The sequence below is a fragment of the Ectothiorhodospira mobilis genome (assembly GCF_016584115.1).
GTDB classification, from domain to species: domain Bacteria; phylum Pseudomonadota; class Gammaproteobacteria; order Ectothiorhodospirales; family Ectothiorhodospiraceae; genus Ectothiorhodospira; species Ectothiorhodospira mobilis.
The window spans coordinates 1-273 of record NZ_NRSK01000118.1 but is presented as its reverse complement, the minus strand read 5'-3'; the positions used below and the strand labels follow the sequence as shown (position 1 = coordinate 273).

At 71.8% G+C, this 273-nt stretch carries 1 protein-coding gene; it reads left to right on the top strand.

Annotated elements, in window-relative coordinates; translation table 11 throughout:
- A partial coding sequence (locus tag CKO33_RS13355; RefSeq protein ID WP_200182711.1) for a hypothetical protein occupies positions 1-273 on the top strand: 273 nt, incomplete at both ends.

Genomic DNA, 273 nt, shown 5'->3' with positions numbered 1-273 from the left:
GGGCACGGTGGCCGACTGGCTGGCGCGGCTGAACCCCGCGCTGGACCGCCGCCACCTGGTGGTGGACTTCCTGACGCCCTCCCTGCTGAGCAACGCCGCCGACGGCGTGCGCCGCCAGCCCTACTTCTGCTCGGGCTGTCCGCACAACACGTCGACCAAGCTGCCGGAAGGCTCGCGCGCGCTGGCCGGCATCGGCTGCCACTTCATGGCGAGCTGGATGGAGCGCAACACCTCGGGCCTCATCCAGATGGGTGCCGAGGGCGTGGACTGGGC